Annotated in this window: 16 protein-coding genes and 1 other RNA gene; 4 read left to right on the top strand and 13 right to left on the bottom strand. The window is 63.4% G+C overall.

Going from position 1 to position 15,548, the window contains the following annotated elements; translation table 11 throughout:
- The 7 genes from mraY to mraZ all read right to left on the bottom strand — a co-directional run.
- A partial coding sequence (gene mraY / locus PK789_RS09960; RefSeq protein WP_324308604.1) for a phospho-N-acetylmuramoyl-pentapeptide-transferase occupies positions 1 to 818 on the bottom strand: 818 nt, incomplete at its 3' end.
- Positions 808 to 2,196 carry a UDP-N-acetylmuramoyl-tripeptide--D-alanyl-D-alanine ligase gene (locus PK789_RS09955; RefSeq protein ID WP_324308603.1) on the bottom strand — a complete coding sequence of 463 codons (1,389 nt, stop codon included), beginning with the start codon at positions 2,194 to 2,196 and terminating at the stop codon, positions 808 to 810. The genes PK789_RS09955 and mraY, both read right to left, overlap by 11 nt.
- Positions 2,193 to 3,665 carry a UDP-N-acetylmuramoyl-L-alanyl-D-glutamate--2,6-diaminopimelate ligase gene (locus PK789_RS09950; RefSeq protein ID WP_324308602.1) on the bottom strand — a complete coding sequence of 491 codons (1,473 nt, stop codon included), beginning with the start codon at positions 3,663 to 3,665 and terminating at the stop codon, positions 2,193 to 2,195. The genes PK789_RS09955 and PK789_RS09950 overlap by 4 nt, the downstream gene beginning before the upstream one ends.
- Entirely contained in the window at positions 3,662 to 5,509 is a 1,848-nt protein-coding gene (locus PK789_RS09945; RefSeq protein WP_324308601.1) for a peptidoglycan D,D-transpeptidase FtsI family protein, read from the bottom strand. Before PK789_RS09945 ends, PK789_RS09950 begins: the two co-directional genes overlap by 4 nt.
- Positions 5,506 to 5,772 carry a cell division protein FtsL gene (gene ftsL / locus PK789_RS09940; RefSeq protein ID WP_503011939.1) on the bottom strand — a complete coding sequence of 89 codons (267 nt, stop codon included), beginning with the start codon at positions 5,770 to 5,772 and terminating at the stop codon, positions 5,506 to 5,508. The genes PK789_RS09945 and ftsL overlap by 4 nt, the downstream gene beginning before the upstream one ends.
- On the bottom strand, positions 5,769 to 6,704 hold the full coding sequence (gene rsmH / locus PK789_RS09935) for a 16S rRNA (cytosine(1402)-N(4))-methyltransferase RsmH (RefSeq protein WP_324308600.1): 936 nt from the start codon (positions 6,702 to 6,704) through the stop codon (positions 5,769 to 5,771). The genes ftsL and rsmH overlap by 4 nt, the downstream gene beginning before the upstream one ends.
- A gap of 20 nt (positions 6,705 to 6,724) precedes the next feature.
- Positions 6,725 to 7,171 (bottom strand): division/cell wall cluster transcriptional repressor MraZ, encoded by a 447-nt coding sequence (gene mraZ, locus PK789_RS09930; RefSeq protein WP_324308599.1) that lies wholly within the window; start codon positions 7,169 to 7,171, stop codon positions 6,725 to 6,727.
- Between the two features lie 314 nt (positions 7,172 to 7,485).
- Here mraZ and PK789_RS09925 point away from each other — a divergent pair, with 314 nt between their 5' ends.
- Positions 7,486 to 8,250 carry an NRDE family protein gene (locus PK789_RS09925; RefSeq protein ID WP_324308598.1) on the top strand — a complete coding sequence of 255 codons (765 nt, stop codon included), beginning with the start codon at positions 7,486 to 7,488 and terminating at the stop codon, positions 8,248 to 8,250.
- 19 nt (positions 8,251 to 8,269) lie between these two features.
- On the opposite strand, the gene rnpB is transcribed toward PK789_RS09925, so the two are convergent.
- Both rnpB and rsmI read right to left on the bottom strand, forming a co-directional pair.
- Positions 8,270 to 8,628, bottom strand: an RNA gene (gene rnpB / locus PK789_RS09920) — RNase P RNA component class A.
- Positions 8,629 to 8,659: 31 nt separating this feature from the next.
- Positions 8,660 to 9,481, bottom strand: coding sequence for a 16S rRNA (cytidine(1402)-2'-O)-methyltransferase (gene rsmI / locus PK789_RS09915; protein WP_324308597.1), 822 nt, complete (start codon positions 9,479 to 9,481; stop codon positions 8,660 to 8,662).
- A gap of 79 nt (positions 9,482 to 9,560) precedes the next feature.
- Between rsmI and PK789_RS09910 the strand changes: the two genes are divergently transcribed.
- Genes PK789_RS09910 through PK789_RS09900 form a run of 3 tightly spaced genes read left to right on the top strand, consistent with a single transcriptional unit; the run spans position 9,561 to position 12,665 of the window.
- A complete protein-coding gene (locus PK789_RS09910; RefSeq protein WP_324308596.1) occupies positions 9,561 to 10,895 on the top strand; it encodes a penicillin-binding protein activator in 1,335 nt (444 codons plus the stop codon).
- Complete coding sequence (locus PK789_RS09905; RefSeq protein ID WP_349768818.1) at positions 10,885 to 11,268, top strand: YraN family protein; 384 nt, start codon at positions 10,885 to 10,887, stop codon at positions 11,266 to 11,268. Before PK789_RS09910 ends, PK789_RS09905 begins: the two co-directional genes overlap by 11 nt.
- Positions 11,269 to 11,273: 5 nt before the next feature.
- Positions 11,274 to 12,665 (top strand): FAD-binding oxidoreductase, encoded by a 1,392-nt coding sequence (locus PK789_RS09900; RefSeq protein ID WP_324308594.1) that lies wholly within the window; start codon positions 11,274 to 11,276, stop codon positions 12,663 to 12,665.
- Here the strand turns inward: PK789_RS09900 and thiL are convergent.
- The 4 genes from thiL to PK789_RS09880 all read right to left on the bottom strand — a co-directional run.
- A complete protein-coding gene (gene thiL / locus PK789_RS09895) occupies positions 12,650 to 13,582 on the bottom strand; it encodes a thiamine-phosphate kinase (RefSeq protein ID WP_324308593.1) in 933 nt (310 codons plus the stop codon). The two genes, PK789_RS09900 and thiL, sit on opposite strands and share 16 nt — an antisense overlap.
- A gap of 23 nt (positions 13,583 to 13,605) precedes the next feature.
- Entirely contained in the window at positions 13,606 to 14,064 is a 459-nt protein-coding gene (gene nusB / locus PK789_RS09890) for a transcription antitermination factor NusB (RefSeq protein WP_324308592.1), read from the bottom strand.
- Positions 14,061 to 14,537 (bottom strand): 6,7-dimethyl-8-ribityllumazine synthase, encoded by a 477-nt coding sequence (ribH, locus tag PK789_RS09885; protein ID WP_324308591.1) that lies wholly within the window; start codon positions 14,535 to 14,537, stop codon positions 14,061 to 14,063. Before ribH ends, nusB begins: the two co-directional genes overlap by 4 nt.
- Positions 14,538 to 14,567: 30 nt before the next feature.
- Positions 14,568 to 15,548, bottom strand: a 981-nt coding sequence (locus tag PK789_RS09880; RefSeq protein ID WP_324308590.1) for a 3,4-dihydroxy-2-butanone-4-phosphate synthase, incomplete at its 5' end; no start/stop codon positions are given.

Raw genomic sequence — 15,548 nt, 5'->3', positions numbered from 1 at the left:
GCCAGCGCGCCGATATCGCCCATGAACACCATTGCCGGATAGGTGTTGAACCACAAGAACCCAAGCCCGGCACCGGCGATCGCCGTGCAGAAAATAATCAACTCACCAGCACCCGGAACCCGCGGGATTTGCAGGTATTGGGCGAAGGTGGCGTTGCCCGAGGCATACGCAAATACACCCAGCGCGCAGGCCACCAGGACGGTCGGCATGATCGCCAAACCATCGAGGCCATCGGTCAAATTGACCGCGTTGGAAAACCCCACGATCCAAAAATATGCAACCGCAACGAACCCCACCCCTGCCATCGGCAATGCAATCGACTTGAACAACGGCACGTAGAACGTGGTCGCCGCCGCCACGTCGGCAAAGGCAAACAAGTAGATGCCCGCAGCCAAACCCAAAACCGACTGGAGTGCGTACTTGGTTCGCGAGCGCATGCCATTGGGGTCGCGTTTGACGATTTTGATCCAGTCATCGGCCCAACCGATGGCACCAAAGCCCAACATCACCACCAGCACCACCCACACATATTTGTTGCGCAGATCGCTCCACAACAGCACGGTGGCGGCGATCGAGGCCAAGATCAGCGCACCGCCCATGGTCGGCGTGCCGGCCTTGGAAAAATGCGACTGCGGGCCATCTTTGCGGATCGGTTGACCGCCTTTGAGGGTGGCCAGATAACGGATCATTCGCGGCCCCCACCACAGCGACAACGCCAACGAGGTCAGCGCCGCCAAAATGGCGCGGAAGGTGAGGTAGTTGAACAGGTTGAAGTGGCCCTGCAACTGCTCCAGCCAACGGGTGAGTTCAAGCAGCATGGGGGTCGGTCTCCTTGCCGCTGGCGGCATCGTGTGCCAACAGCGCTGTCACAATCTTATCCATCGCACTGCCGCGCGACCCTTTCACTAGTACCGTCACATTGGGATGCAGGTCTGCTAGCAGCGCATCGGCCAAGGCCGCGTGGCTGGCAAACTGTTGGGCACCCTCGGCAAAGGCTTGTGCGGCGTGCGCGCTCAATGCGCCCAAGGTGTAAAGCCGGGCAATGCCCGCGGCCTTGGCGTGTTGCCCCACTTGCGCATGCAAGGCGACCTCATCGGCACCCAACTCGCGCATATCACCCAGTACCAACCATGCCGCATTGGCACCGCTGGCAAGGGTGTCGATCGCTGCCGTCACCGAGCCCGGGTTGGCGTTGTAGCTGTCATCCACCAACACCGCGCCACTGTGCAAGCGATGCGTAACCAGTCGCCCAGCGACCGGCTGCACACGCTCCAGCCCGGCCTGCACTTGCGTCAACGTTGCGCCCACCGCCATCGCCATTGCCGCAGCGGCCAGGGCATTACGCACATTGTGGCGGCCCGGCATGGGCAACTGAATGTGGGCTTCACCGGCCTTGCAGGTCAGGACAAATTGCGAGCCGGTGCTGCTGCTATTGATGTTGCGTGCACTGACATCGGCATGCGCATCCAGCCCGAAACGCACCACGCGCTTGCCTTGCACCTGTTCCAAAAAATACAACGCAAACGCATCATCCAGATTGACCACCGCCACTCCATCGGCAGGCAGCGCGGCATAGATCGCGCCCTTGGTTTGCGCCACGCCCAGCAAGCTGCCCATGCGCTCCAAATGCGCCGGTGCGATGTTGTTGACCAGCGCCACGTTGGGGCGCGCGATGGCGGTTAGATACGCGATGTCGCCGGGCTTGCCGGCACCCATTTCATACACCGCAAAACGGGCATCATCGGGTGCTGCCAACACTGCCAGCGGCAATCCAATTTCGTTATTGAAATTACCCGGGTTGGCATAGGCACCGCCCATTTGCGCCAAGATCGACAGCAGCAAGGTTTTGACCGATGTCTTGCCATTGCTGCCGGTCACCGCCAGCACTTGGGTCGCGCGTTCGCGCTGCACCGCCGCCGCCAGTGCCGCCAGCGCATGTGTGCTATCGGCGACAACCACTTGCGCCACTTCGGCATCCACCGCGTGCGCAACCAAGGCCGCCACACAGCCACCAGCAGCCGCCTTGGTTACATGCGCATGGCCATCGAAATGCTCGCCCTTCAGCGCCACGAACAAAGGCGCACCGGTGTGCGGCAGCGCGCGGGTGTCGGTGGCGATGGCATTGATCATGCAGTCATCGCCCACCAGCGTGCCGCCGGTGACCTGCGCAATCCACGACAATGCGCGCGGCTTCATGCATGCCTCCGCAATTGTTCGCGTGCCATTTGTGCATCATCGAACGGATGTTTGATGCCGCCCACGTCTTGATACGGCTCATGACCTTTACCGGCGATCAACACCACATCGCCCGCACCGGCTTGCGTGATGGCCTGCGCGATGGCCTGCGCGCGGTCACGCTGCACAAGGACAAGTGCGGGGTTGTCAAACCCGGCCACGATGTCGGCCACGATGGCATCGCCATTTTCGTGACGCGGGTTGTCATCGGTGACGATCACCACATCGGCCAGCCGCTCGGCAATCGCGGCCATTTGCGGGCGCTTGCCGGTATCACGTTCACCACCACAGCCGAACACGCAGGTCAGGCGACCTTCCACATGCGCACGCAATGAGGTCAGCGCTTGCTCCAATGCATCGGGGGTGTGCGCGTAATCCACCACCACCAATGGCAAGCCACCCTCGCCGCCAAGCCGATTCATGCGGCCATCTACCGGCAGCAATTGCGATAGGGTTTCAGCAATCACCGCCGGTGCCATGTCCAAGGCAAACAAGGTGGTGGCCACGCCCAGCAAATTATCGACATTGAAACGACCCAGCAGCGGCGAGCGCACCGGATGCGCTTGCCCGGCGGCATGCAGCATGAAGCGGATGCCGCTGCCATCCAGCAGTACATCCTCGGCGCGCACACTGGCACCGGCGGCACCGCGCGAAGAGAACCCCAACGCGCGCACTTTGCCATTCACCGCCGCATGCAATTCGCGCCCAAACGGATCATCCAAATTGACCGTGGCCGCACGCAGCCCCGGCCACTCAAATAATTTGCGCTTGGCCGCACCGTAGCTGGCCATGTCGCCGTGGTAGTCCAGATGGTCGCGGGTCAAGTTGGTGAACACCGCGACATCGAAATGCACGCCATCCACGCGGCCTTGATCCAGCGCATGCGATGACACTTCCATCGCCACCGCCGCTGCGCCTTCATCGCGCAATTCGGCCAACAGTGCATGCAAGCGCAGCACCAATGGGGTGGTGAAACCGGTTGGCACGGTTTTCGGCCAGATGCCGGTCCCCAAGGTACCTAGCGTGCCCACTGTTTGCCCGCGCAAAGTCCACGCCTGCGCCAGCAATTGCACGGTGGATGTTTTGCCGTTGGTGCCGGTCACCCCCACGGTGGTCATCTCGGCGCTGGGATGACCATGGAAATGATCAGCCATTGCGCCCATGCGGGCGCGCAACCCCGTGACCGCAATGGCGTCGCCAGGTGCCGGCAAATCGGCCGGTGCCGGCGGCTCAAACAGCACCGCGCTTGCGCCTGCCGCGCGCGCAGCATCGACAAAATTCAAGCCATGCGCGCCAAACCCGGCGATTGCCACAAAGGCATTGCCGGGCTGGACTTCGCGGCTGTCTTGCACCAAGCCGGTCACCGCCAAATCAGCCGACAGACCTTCAAGTTCCGGCAGCAGCTCGCTGAGCAGCAGTGCGCGCGTCATTGCACGCCCCCTTGCACTGCCGGTTTGCTGCCCATGGCGCTGGCGACATTGGCCACGCGCGGCGTGTTGCGGGCTTCGGCCTTGATGCGCTTGGCCTCGGCGGTCTCTTGCGCGGCCAGCCACGCATCCAGATTGTCGGGTGCCACATCCATCAAGCGCAGCGCGCCTTCCATCACATTGCGAAACACCGGTGCCGACACCACGCCGCCGTAATACCCCTTGCGCGAAGGATCCGGGTCATTGACCGCCACCACCATGGCAAATCGCGGGTGATCCACCGGCACCAGACCCGCGAAATAGCCGATATACCGCCGCGAATACCCACCCGCGCTGGCCTTGCGCGAGGTGCCGGTTTTGCCGGCCACGTGATAGCCCAGAATCGCCGCTTGGAGCGCGGTACCGCCGGGCTCGGTGACGGTTTGCATCATCTGCAAGACTTCGCGCGCGATCTTTTCGTCCAGCACCCGTTTGGCCGGGTTGTGCTGGTCTTTCACAAAACTGGGCTGATGCAGCAAGCCACCATTACCCAACGCGGCATACGCCGTGGCGATCTGCAGCGGGGTGACGCTCAGACCGTAGCCATAACTCATGGTTTGTTTGGTGGTGCCGCTCCAGCGGTCGGGCTGCGGAAACAAGCCCGCCGCTTCGCCCGGGAAACCACTATGGGTGGATTTGCCATACCCAAAGCGGCGCAAGAAATCGTTGAACTGCGCATCGGTCAACCGCCTGGCCACCAAGGACGCGCCCACGTTGGAGCTTTTGCGGATGATGCCGGTGGTATCTAGCACCCCGTAGTTGTGGGTGTCCGTGGTCCAGTACTTGCCATTGGCAATCCGACCTGGGCTGGTGTTGAACAGCGTTGTGGGCGTAATCACGCCAGCTTCCAACCCGGCCGCCACGGTAATCGGCTTCATCGTCGAGCCGGGTTCCAGCAAATCGGTGACCGCGCGATTACGGTGCGCATCACGCGGACTGCTGCCCACCGCATTGGGGTTGAAGGTAGGGAAATTGGTCATCGCCAGCACTTCGCCGGTGGCCACATCCAACACCACCGCCGAGCCACTGCTGGCGCCGGTTTCGCTGATCGCATTGCGCAACTCGCGATGGGTCAAATACTGGATGCGACGGTCGATGCTCAGGGTCAACTCGTGGCCGGGTTGCGCTGCGCGCACCAAATCCACGTTTTCGACGATGCGGCCCTTGTTATCGCGAATGACGCGCTTGGCCCCCGGGGTGCCACTCAACCAGTCATCGAAGGCCAGCTCCAAGCCCTCCTGCCCGCGATCGTCAATACTGGTGAAACCCAGCACATGCGCCAGCATTTCCCCTTGCGGATAAAAGCGGCGGTATTCGCGCTGGCTGGCCACGCCGGGGATATCCAACGCCAAGATGCGCGCGGCTTCGTCCGGGTTGATGCGGCGCTTGAGGTACACAAATTCTTTGTCGGCGCGCGTGCTCAGCCGCTGCGCCAACTCGTCTTGCGGCATCCCCAAGGCCTGCGCCAGTGCCGGCAAGCGTGCTGGCGACTTCAGCAATTCTTTGGGGTTGGCCCAGATCGACTCCACCGGTGAAGAAATCGCCAGTGGCTCGCCATTGCGGTCGGTAATCATCCCGCGCGAGGTCGCGATTGGGATCTCGCGCAGGAAGCGTGCATCGCCCTGCTGCCGATAGAAATTATGGTCGATGACCTGCAAGTCCAGCGCACGCGCCAGCAGCCCCGCCGATGCCAAACCCAGAAAGCCGCATACCAGCAACAACCGCTTGCGCAATTCAGACTGGCCAGTGCTTTGTTCGCGGCGCGCGCCCCAGCCAAACCAGCGTTGCCGTTTGTCGATTCGCTTCATCGGCGTAGCACCACGGTGTCTTCGGTGCGCGGCAGCACCATGCCCAATTGCACCCGCGCCACTTGATCGACGCGGCCACTCTCTGCCCACGTCGCTTGCTCCAACTGCAAGCGGCCAAATTCGATATTCAAGGTGTCGCGCGCTTTCTCCAGCCGCGTCAGCGCCACAAATGCCTGCCGGTGCTCATGCCGGTCGCGCACGATCAGCAGCGCACTGGCCACATTGGCCAGCACCAACACCGCCAGCAAGAGGCCGCGGATCATGCCGTCACCGCCATTGGTGCAGCGAGTTTTTCGGCCACCCGCAACACCGCGCTACGCGCTCGCGGATTGGCCGCCAACTCGGTGGTGCCCGCTTTTTGCGCACCACCCAACAGCCGCAACGTGGGCGTAAAGGCAATCTCCACCGGCATCCGCCGGTTAGCTGGCGGCGCCTTGGCATGCTGCGCCATGAAGTGCTTGACGATGCGGTCTTCCAGCGAATGAAAGCTGATCACCGCCAGCCGCCCACCCGGCTTGAGTTGCGCCAATGCGGCATTCAAACCCTCTTCAAGGTCACCCAGTTCGCGATTGATATGGATGCGGATAGCTTGAAAGCTGCGCGTAGCCGGATGAATTTTGGCATCGCCACGCGGCATGACTTGCGCAATCAGCGCGGCCAGTTGCGCGGTGCGCAGCAGTGGTTCGGTTGCACGCTGCGCCACGATGGCGCGCGCAATACGCCGGCTCTGACGTTCTTCACCATGTAACCACAACACATCGGCAATTTCTTTTTCGGATGCCCGCGCCAACCACTGCGCCGCGCTTTCGCCCGATTCGGGATCCATGCGCATGTCCAACGGGCCATCCTTGCCGAACGAAAACCCGCGCTCGGCCACATCCAGCTGCGGCGACGACACGCCCAAATCCAGCAGCACGCCGTCCAACCCTGCATGCGCGGCCGGCCATTGCGCCATGCCCACAAAACTCCCGCGCTGCCAGACCAGGCGCGCATCCGTGCTGGCCAATTGCATGGCCACCGCGATCGCCTCCGGGTCTTTGTCCATCACCAGCAACTGTCCCTGCGGCCCCAGCCGCTGCAACACCCCGCGGGCGTGTCCGCCACGCCCAAACGTGCCATCCAGATAGGTGCCGTCTGCTTTGATCGCCAACCCATCCATGACTTCGGCAAACAACACCGGCAGGTGGGCAGGCATCAGGCCCGCGCCACCGCCGCTCACAAGGTCAAATCCAGTAAGTCATCCCCCAGATCGGCGTCCCCCAGGGTTTGCCGGATCTGTTCGTGATGCGCCAGCTCGCTCCACAACTCAAACTTGTCGCCCATGCCCAACAGCACCGCTTTCTTTTCGATGCCGACCGCGCTGCGCTGACTGGCCGGAATGGAGATGCGCGCATTGCCATCGGGCTCGACCAGCGAGGCCGCGCCGACCAATTTCAATTGCAGGATGCGGCTGGTTTTTTTGGTTTTGGGCAGGGCATTGACCTGATCTCGTACTTTTTCCCACACCGCCTGCGGGTACAGGTACAGGCAGCCGTTTTCAAACGGGTTGTAGGTCAACACCAGACGATTGCCACAGGCAGACGCGACCAGTTCCCGATAGGCGGTAGGAATCGCCAGTCGGCCCTTGTCGTCAATCGTAATGGCGGTTTCGCCCTGGAACATGCCCGTCTTTGGCCCCGTCGTTTGCGGCAGTCAACTCAGAAAAACCACAATTTCCCCGGTTTTCCCACGAAGCGCCACATTAGCAGGCAAATACCCCCTGTCAACACGCTGCAAAAGAGAAATTTCCCAAGCGCGGTCAATCACTTGCAGCAAACTTCAAGAAGTTGTTCAAACTTGATCCACAAGCATTTGTTTCACTTCAAATTTTAGCAATGTGCCAAGCACATCGCATTTCTCCGCTGTCGGCCGCATCCCGCGACAGGTGATGCTGCACCGCAATAAATGAATAGCCAAAGCACAGGCACAATGCGCATATGTGCCTTGCTGCTTTCGCCACACAGTTGCACCCGCGCTGGCGGCTGGTCATGGCCGGCAATCGCGACGAATCCCATGCCCGCCCGACCGCGCCGCTGGCCCTATGGGATGACGCACCGGTATTGGCCGGTCGCGACCTGCAAGCAGGTGGCACCTGGATGGGCTTGGGTCGCGATGGCCGGGTGGCGGTGGTCACCAATGTGCGCAACGGCCCGGCGCTAGCGTTTACTGGCCCCTCACGTGGGGCCTTGCCCAGCGATTTTTTGCGTGGCACGCAGGACGCACTGACGTATGCGCAAACCTTGGCTGATCACGCCCAGCACTACGCCCCGTTCAATTTATTGGTTGCCGATGCCAGCGGCTGCGCGCACGTGGGCAACCCGGGGCAACACCATGCCACCCGCCTCGCCGACGGCGTGCATGGCATCTCCAACGGCCCACTGGACGCGCCCTGGCCTAAAACCCAACGTCTATGCGCCGCGCTGGCGCAATGGGCGCGTGCTGGGCACACCGACCTGCACCCCCTGTGGCAGGCCCTGGCCGACGAAACCCTCGCCGCCGACGCAGAGTTGCCGCAGACCGGCATCGCGCTCGATCTAGAACGCCGCCTGTCTGCCGCTTTTATTCGCGAACACAGCTACGGCACCCGCGCCAGCACGCTGATTTTGGTCGATTACAACGGTCACAGCACCATCATCGAGCGCCGATTTGGCCCAATGGGGGTGTTTGTCGGTGAAACCACGCTGACCCAGGCCCCGGCTTGAATCAGCTGATGTACAAAAGTGGCGGAGCCGGCCGATAAGCCGGGTTCTGTCTGGGACAGTCATTCCTCTAGGCGCATGGTCACCCATACGCTCAAGCAACCTACCCGGAGGCTCTGCGGGTCGCATCAACGCCTCCCTATTTGGTCTTGCTCCCGGTGGGGTTTGCCGTGCCGGTCTGTTGCCAGACTCGCGGTGCGCTCTTACCACACCATTTCACCCTTACCCGCATCTCTTGCGAGACCGCTGGCGGTATCTTTCTGTTGCACTGTCCGTCGGCTTGCGCCGCCCAGGCGTTACCTGGCACCGTACCCTGTGGAGCCCGGACTTTCCTCGGCACCGCCCATTGCTGGGTGATGACGCGACTGTCTGGCCAGCTCCGCCGCGTGCATTGTCGCATGCCGGTGGGTGATCAGCCGCCGTAGAGGTCTTTGCGCGATGCGCCGGACAACTCCGCGGCGAGTTTGGCGGCGGTGGACGGCGGTAAGTGCTCGCTGAGTTTGGCGTACAGGCGGCGGCCTTCGGTGATGCTGGCATCGGCATCCTCACTGGCACCTTGCACCAGCAGCACAAACTCACCTTTGCGCTGGTTGGGGTCGGCGGCCACCTGTGCCTGCACGGCAAGCAAGTCCCCATCCAGCACGGTTTCAAACAGTTTGGTCAGCTCACGCGCCAGCACCACGCGGCGTTCGCCACCAAACGCGGCAACCGCATCGGTCAGGGTGTCTTCGATGCGGTGCGACGACTCATAAAAAATCAACGTGCGTGTTTCCGATGCCAAGCCGGCCAAATGCTCGCGGCGGGCCTTGGGCTTGGCCGGCAAAAAGCCTTCAAACACGAAGCGATCACTGGGCAGGCCGGCCACGCTGAGTGCAGCGATCAAGGCACTGGCACCGGGCACCGGGCTGACCTTGATGCCGGCCTCGCGTGCGGCGCGCACCAACCGGAACCCCGGATCCGACACCAACGGCGTGCCGGCATCGGACACCAAGGCCAAGCTATCGCCGGCCTGCAAGCGCGCCACCAACTGCGCCGATTGCGCCTCTTCGTTGTGGTCATGCAGCGCAATCAAAGGCCGCTCCATGCCGAAATGCGCCAACAACTGCCGGGTATGACGGGTGTCTTCGGCGCAGATTGCCGTCACCGTCTTCAAGGTTTCCAGCGCACGCGGGCTGATATCGCCCAAATTACCGATGGGCGTGGCGACGACATAAAGCGTTCCAAAACCGTGCATAGCTGTCTTTTGCGTGTGCGCAGGTAGAATCGTAACCGGTAACCCAATGAGCACCTAACCCGTGACCCTGATGCGTCCCGTGATTCTTGTTCTGCTGCTGGCCTTGGCGGGCTGCGCCGCTGTGGATACCAAGCCGGTTGTGCATACCGCCGCGTATGCCCCCGCGTTTGTGCAGGCACAAACCTTGGCCGCCGGCCATGCCGCGTTGTCTGGGCAGGCGCGACGCGACAACACCGACGCCATCGAGCGCCTGTTGGCGCAGTTGGACGACAGCACCCTGGCCCGCGATGCCGCCAAATTGCCGGCGGGTGATGCGCTGTACAACTTTGCCGGGCGCGTGTTACTGCGTCGCGGTTTGCCACTGCCGCATCCGTTTGATCGTGGCGATACCAGCTTTGGTGCGGCACACCGCCCAGCCGCCGATACGGACGGCTACCGGCCACCGCTGAAAGTGGCCATCTTGCTGCCGCTGTCCGGCAGTCAGGCCGCCGCAGCAGAAGCGGTGCGTGATGGCTATCTGGCGGGCTATTACAGTGAATCCCGACGCCGCCCCACGCTGCGTTTTTATGACAGTAGCGCCGGGGTGAAGTCGGCGCTGTCACGTGCCGCCAGCGATGGCAACGATTTTGCCGTGGGCCCACTGGGCCGCGACGAAGCCGATGCGGTGTTTGCCGAAGAACCGCCACTGCCGCTGCTGGCCCTCAATCGCGGCAATCGCTCGCCCAGCGCCGGCAGCGCGGCGTTTTCCCTGTCGCCAGAGGATGAAGGCATCAGCTTGGCGCAGGCCTTGATCGAGCGTGGCAGCAAGCACGTGCTGCTGGTTGCCGGCAGCGAAGAAGCCCAGCGCCGCACGGTGGACTCTGCCAAGGCGCAATTGGAACGGCGTGGCGTGCAGGTGGTGGCCAGCTTGGGCTATAGCGCGCAAATGACCGACGCCTTGGCGCAGTTGGCGCAAACCCACCTGCCCGACACCCTGCTGCTGGTGCTGAAAGCGCCACAAGCACGCAGCCTGATTCCACAACTGACGCTGGCCAATCTGGGCCAAGTGCCGCGCTATGCCAGCTCGCAAATCACCTCCGGCACCGGCAACGCGGTGGATGACATGGTGCTGGACGGCACCATCTTCCCCACCGAGCCGTGGCTGATCCGCCCGGTGCAGGGCCTGCCTTCGCAAGCCAGCGCCGCCGCCCGCGTGAACACCGCCAAAGGCCCCGCCGCGCGGCTGTTTGCGTTTGGTGTGGATGCGTGGCGGCTGACCGCATATTTGGAGCGTCTGGCCCTGCAACCCAATACCCGCATCCAAGGTGCCACCGGGCAGCTAAGTTTGGATGGCTTTGGCAATGTGCTGCGGCGGCCGGCGTGGTCGCGCTTTTCGGGTGGCATTGCCGTGCCATTGGCTGACGGTGCCCGCTGAGCCGCTTGATCGACGTGCGCGTGGCGATGCGGTGGAAGCCGCAGCGCTGCATTTCTTGCAAGCCCACGGGCTGCAACTGCTGGCGCGCAATGCGCAAAGCCGCGGCGGTGAGCTGGATTTGGTGATGCGCGATGCCAGCAGCGTGGTGTTTGTGGAAGTGCGCTACCGCGCCAGCGCCGGGTTCGGCGGCAGCGCGATGTCGGTGGATGCCAACAAGCGCCGCAAACTGGTACACGCCGCGCAGGTGTGGCTTTCGCAACATCCTCACTACGCGCAAGCGGCCTGCCGGTTCGATGTCATCGCTGCCAGCGGCGTGCCGACTGCACCGCAACTGGACTGGCTGCGCGATGCGTTTCGCGCCGACGAGTGCTAAATCCGATGGCCCTGCCCGCTGCGCTGATTACCGAACTTGCCGCCCTGCTAGGCGACGGTTGGCATGTGGATGCCGCCACCCGCGATGCCCATGCCAGCGACGACTCCCGTCGCCACGCCCTGCCCGATGCCGTGGCGCTGCCGCAGACGCGCGAGCAGGTGGCCGCCATCGTGCGCGCCTGCCGCGCGCATCGCATCCCCATCGTCGCGCGTGGTGCGGGCACCGGCACCACCGGCGCGGCGGTGCCCACGCAAGGCGGTATCGTGCTGTCACTGATGCGCATGAACCGCATCACCGCACTGCATCCACACGACCGCTGTGCGGTGGTGGAAGCGGGTGTCCTCAATGGTGATTTGCAACAAGCATTGCAACCACACGGCCTGTTCTGGCCGCCCGACCCGTCCAGCGCGGAGATGTGCAGCATTGGCGGCAACCTGGCCACCAATGCCGGCGGCCCGCGTGCGGTAAAATACGGCACCACCCGCGACAACGTGCTGGGGCTGGTGGCGGTGACCGGCAGTGGCGAGATCATCCAAGTGGGCGGCGCGTACACCAAAGATGCCTCCGGCTATGACCTGACCCATCTGCTGATTGGCAGCGAAGGCACGCTGGGTATCATTGTCGAAGCCACGCTCAAGCTCACCCCGCGCCCGCAAGCACAGGCTGGCCTGCGCGTGTTTTATCGTGATGCCAGCGCGGCGGCGGCGGCGGTGTCGCGGCTGATGACGCAGCCGGTGGTGCCGGCCATGCTGGAATTTATGGACCGCCGTAGCCTTGCCCTGCTGCGCCACAACGGCAGCAACGTGCCGGACGCAGGCGCGATGTTATTGATTGAAGCCGACGGCAGTGTCGATGCCTTGCCCGACATGCTCGTCGCACTCGGCGCAGCCGCCGATGGCGACGGCGTGATCGACATGGACGTGGCGCAAGACGGCATCTCCCGCGACACACTGTGGGCCGCGCGACGCGCACTGTCACCCGCGCTGCGCAGTATTGCGCCCGGCAAGATCAACGAGGACGTGGTGGTGCCGGTGTCGCGCATCCCCGATCTTGTTGCAGGTGTTGAAGCCATTGCCGATGCGGCCAACCTGCCCATTGTCTGCTTCGGCCACGCCGGTAACGGCAACCTGCACGTCAACATCCTCTACCACCCGGACGATGCCGACGAGACCGCACGCGCCTACAACGCCTTGCCGCAAATTTTTGAGCTGGCGCTTGCGCTGGGCGGCGCACTGTCCGGCGAGCACGGCATTGGACTGGCCAAGCGCGACTTCATGCCGCAGGCCTTCACGCCCGCCACACTCGCCACCATGTGGGCGATCAAACACGCACTGGATCCGGAGGGCATTTTGAATCCGGGAAAAGTGTTGCCGGATGAAGTTCAAGCGAAGTGCTGATAACCCGCTGCCGCCACGTCCACACCCGCGCAACACACGCCTGTGCCCGTCACGATTTCACCGATGTGGGTGAGCGGCAAATTCAACGTCTGCGACAGCGCATGAAGCATATCCCGCTGCACTGGTGGCGCGGTAAAGCACAGCTCGTAATCGTCGCCACCGCTGGCTTGCAGCACACGGCACGTGGCCACATCGAACGCCTCCCGCAATGCCGCACTGGCGGGTAGCGCATCCACATTGATCTGCGCACCCACGCCGCTGGAATTGCAGATATGCGCAAGGTCGGCCAGCAGGCCATCGGAAATATCGATGCACGCGTGCGCAAGTCCGCGCAGTGCACGGCCCAATGCCACGCGCGGGATAGGCCGGTCGAGGCGTTCGCGCAGCACCGGCGTCATCGCATCCCCTTGCTGCCATTGCCGCAGCGCGCCGGCGGCATCGCCTAGGGTGCCGCTGACCCAAACGTCATCGCCCACTTGCGCACCCGTACGCCGCAGCGCGCTACCGGGTGCGACCAGGCCGTGTGCCGTGACGGAAATCGACAACGGGCCACGGGTGGTATCGCCGCCAATCAGCGCGAAATCATGCTGCTTGGCCAACGTCAGAAAACCATCGGTAAAGCCATCCAAAAATACTGCGTCCGCACCCGGCAGCGACAACGATAAGGTGCACCACGCCGGCTGTGCGCCCATCGCCGCAAGGTCGGACAGGTTCACTGCCAGCGCTTTCCAGCCAATGTCATACGGCACGGTGTCTGCGGGGAAATGTACGCCCACATTGAGCGTATCCATCGTCACTGCCAACTGCATCCCAGCGGGCGGTGCCAGTAGCGCGCAGTCATCGCCAATGCCCAACACCACGTCACCGCGCAGAGCGGCACGCGCGCGGATGCGGGCGATCAGATCGAACTCATGCATGACCGGCGCTGCGGCAAGCGTGCTTATTTCCTGACTTCCACACTGCGCAGCGCCACCGCAGCCTTGTCAAGCACGCCGTTGACATAGGTGTGGCCGTGTTCGGAGCCAAAGCGCTTGGTGGAGTCGATGGCCTCGTTGATGACCACACGATACGGCACGTCCGGGCGATGGCTCAGCTCGTAGGCGGCGATACGCAGCGCGGCGCGCTCGATCGCGTCCACCTCGTCGATGCCGCGATCCAGGTGCGGGGCCAATGCCGAATCCAACGTATCGACATGGCGCAGTACGCCACGCACAAGGTCTTCGAAATACTCCAGATCGGCCACTTCATGCGCTTGCTCGTGCGCGAATTGGGCGATCAAGCCGCGCTCGTCGGCGTGGTTGATTTGCCACGCATAAATGGCCTGCAACGCACGCCGGCGCGAACGCGAACGGGCCACGGGGTCGATGCCATCGGGGCGACGGTGGTGGTGCTTGTTCATGCTTGCTCCTGCAACTTGCGGCGCAGATCCGCCATTTCGATGGCGACCAATGCGCATTCTTCACCTTTGTTGCCATGGCTGCCGCCGGCACGCGCCAACGCATCCTCGAATGTTTCCACTGCCAGCACGCCATTTTGCACCGGCACGCCGGTTTGCAAGGCCACCTGCATCAAGCCGTTGGAAGCGCCATCGGCCACTTGTTCGTAGTGCCGGGTGTCGCCGCGCACCACACAACCTAGTGCCACGATGCCGGCATAACGCCCGCTGTGCGCCAACGTGTGCGCCAAGACCGGTAGCTCCCACGCACCGGGCACGCGCACGATCACCAACTGTGCGGCATCGGCCCCATTGGCGATAAACGTATCCCGCGCCGACGCCACCAGCGCATCGGTGATGCGCGGGTTCCAGCGGCTGGCAATAATTGCAAACCGCGCGTCAGGCTGCACGCGCAGATCGCCTTCGTAATGCGACATAAGGGCCATCGGGCTTGGGGGCTGCGCAGTTTACCGCGCCGGCAGCGCCACGTATTCCACCACCTCCAGCCCGTAGCCGGCCAAACCGACTTGCCGACGCGGGGTGCCCAGCACGCGCAGGTGGCGCGCGCCCAGATCGGCCAGGATTTGCGCACCGGCACCGTTGCGCCGCCACTGCGCCAACGCACCGGCTTTCGAGGCCGCCGCTGCCGGTTGCTGGCGAATGCGCGCCAAGATGGCCTCGGCCTCCGGCACATCGCCCAACAGCACCAACACACCGCGTTCGCTGGCCGCCAGCAGCGCCAGCACATCGCCGGTCAGCGGGCCAAAATCATCGCGCCGCCAATGCAGGGCATCGGCCAACGGGTTTTGCAGTTGCACGCGCACCAGCACCGGCGCATCCCCCGCCACCTCGCCACGCACCAGCGCGTAATGCAACCCGCGACTCAAGCGGTCGCGATAGGTATGCAGGGTGAAGGTGCCGTGGTCAGTGTCAATACTGCGGCTGTCGATGCGCTCCACCGTGTGTTCGGTTTCCAGCCGGTAGCGGATCAGCCCTTCGATGGAGCCAATCTTCAAGCCATGCTCGCGCGCGAACACTTCCAACTGCGGGCGGCGCGCCATGCTGCCATCGGCATTGAGGATTTCCACCAACACGCCAGCCGGTTCAAACCCGGCCAGCAAGGCCAAGTCCGCCGCCGCTTCGGTATGCCCGGCGCGGTTGAGCACGCCGCCGGGCTGCGCCATCAACGGAAAAATATGCCCCGGCTGGTTGAGGTCGGCGGGCTTGGCATCCGGACGCACCGCAGTGCGCACCGTATGCGCACGGTCGTACGCGCTGATGCCGGTGGTGACGCCTTCGGCCGCCTCGATACTGACTGTGAAATTGGTGTGGTGCTGCGAGGTGTTGTCGCGCACCATCGGGTTCAGCCCCAACTGCGCGCAGCGCTCGCGGGTCAGCGACAGACACACCAAGCCGCGTGCGTGGGTCACCATAAAATTGATGTCGGA

The organism is Thermomonas sp., assembly GCF_035369645.1.
GTDB lineage: Bacteria > Pseudomonadota > Gammaproteobacteria > Xanthomonadales > Xanthomonadaceae > Thermomonas.
This window is presented reverse-complemented; position numbering and strand designations above follow the sequence as displayed.